The organism is Actinomadura sp. CNU-125 (genome assembly GCF_001942465.1).
Lineage (GTDB): Bacteria > Actinomycetota > Actinomycetes > Streptosporangiales > Streptosporangiaceae > Spirillospora.
On record NZ_MKJY01000540.1, the window covers coordinates 1 to 1,286 of the forward strand.

The following is a 1,286-nucleotide window of genomic DNA, read 5'->3' on the forward strand; positions in this document are numbered from 1 at the left end:
ACGGCAAAGCGCGGGCATGTGTTCGGAACGCCGTCGACCTGCACCTTCGGCCGGCGCAGGATTTCCGGGTCCGGGTTCGACAAGTGGTCAGTATGCCCGGCTCAGCCGACGGCGGCGCCGTGCAGGGACCGCGGTGCAGGTCGGGATGCGCAAGATGCCGAATCGGGTGTTGGTCTGCTGAGCAGCCCCCTCCGGCCCCTCGGCCCGGTCCCATCGAGACCTGTCCGTACTCACGTTGCCCACGCATTCGACGTCCCGTGCGCGCGTCCCGGCGGGCCGCCGGAACGGGTTGGTGACGGCTTCGGTGGCCGCCTGCACATGTGACTTGACGGTGCGTGCCGAGTCGAGCGCCAATCGTGTTCGCGTCGTTCGTTTGTGCAACCGGGCCGCGTCAGCGGCGGCGGACGGCGTCATCGAGACGACATCGAGGAAAAGGGAGAACGACGATGGGAAGTGGGAGCTGGAGCGTGCCCTCACCGGGTGAGTGGCTGTGGGGTCCGGAGCCGATGCGGTGGCGCCGGGTCTTCCCCGGCCGGGCGGACCAGGTGACGGTGGCGCGGGTGTTCGCGGCGGGACTGTTCGAGGGGTCGGGCCGTGAGGAGGACGTGGCGGTGGTGGTGGCCGAGCTGGCGAGCAACGCGGTGCGTCATTCGCGGTCGGGGGCGCCGCAGGGCTGGTTCGGCCTGGAGATCACGCTCGCCGAGAAGTCCTGCATCGGGGTGATGGACCTGGGCGGTGGATGCGTCCCCGCGATCCGTTCGGAGAACCCGAACTGCGAACCCCGCACGGACGGGCGCGGGCTGCTGATGGTGTCCCGGCTCGCGGCCGCGATCGGGATCTACGGAAGCCCCGTCATCGGGCACACGGTGTGGGCGGAGGTGGACCTTCGCCGCACCCCGCAGACCGGACCCGCGAAGGGGACCGGGCCCGCGCGCGAGGTGCCGCTGGCGTCATAGGAGGGCCCAGCCTGTCCATAGCAGGCTGGGCCCTCACGCCCAAGAGTAGGCGAACCGCCTTGGCGGCAGGGTCCCGTCCGCGTCTCTCTCGATCCCATGGGGGAGGCGGGGCGGGACCCTGCCCTTTTCGGCGCGTATCGGGCGCTTTGTCCCCTGTCTCTTCAGGTGTGGAAGGTGGCTGTCTTTTCGGGGTTCTTTCCCGTGTTCTTTTCGGTCCTCTTTCCGGGGGCGCGTCTATGAACGGCAGACCCGGGCCGGCCTGTTCGTGCAGGTCGCCGCGGTTTCGAATCTTCTGTTCGCGGGCCCGACTCCTTAAGGAGGAGAACTCCT

General features: G+C 69.3%; 1 protein-coding gene. It reads left to right on the forward strand.

All coding sequences use genetic code 11. The annotated features are described in order from the left end of the window. The first annotated feature begins 446 nt into the window (after positions 1-446). Entirely contained in the window at positions 447-956 is a 510-nt protein-coding gene (locus BJF79_RS40000) for an ATP-binding protein (RefSeq protein ID WP_075901088.1), read from the forward strand. The last annotated feature ends 330 nt before the right edge of the window (positions 957-1,286 follow it).

Excerpts from the sequence above, each read along its gene's own strand:
- BJF79_RS40000 (WP_075901088.1), top strand. The coding sequence starts at position 447 with ATGGGAAGTGGGAGCTGGAGCGTGCCCTCACCGGGTGAGTGGCTGTGG.